This window comes from Leifsonia sp. HAY1-4F (genome assembly GCF_056755275.1).
Genome location: NZ_JBNDHX010000282.1, coordinates 1 through 273, shown reverse-complemented (window position 1 = coordinate 273; position 273 = coordinate 1). Strand labels below are relative to the sequence as shown.

Below are 273 nucleotides of genomic sequence, written 5' to 3'. Positions count from 1 at the left end.
CCGCCGGCACCGACCCGATGCACAAATAGCCGACGAGACGCATGTTCACCGTGCCGCGCCGCAAGTGAACGATCGACCCGGCGGGCTTCATGACCGCGCTCGCGACCAGATCACTCGACACGTCCGTCAACGGCGAGACGCCGAAGAACAGCACGAGCATCGGCGTCATCAACGCCCCGCCGCCCATCCCGGTCAATCCCACGACGATGCCGACAGCAAAAGACCCCAGAACCATCCCCCAGTCCATGAGCGCATTGTGGCATACCCCACCAC

The 273-nt window shown here is 64.5% G+C and carries 1 protein-coding gene; it reads right to left on the bottom strand.

Going from position 1 to position 273, the window contains the following annotated elements:
• Positions 1-247, bottom strand: a 247-nt coding sequence (locus ACPYOG_RS19540; RefSeq protein WP_481295784.1) for a TSUP family transporter, incomplete at its 3' end; no start/stop codon positions are given.
• Between the last annotated feature and the right edge of the window lie 26 nt (positions 248-273).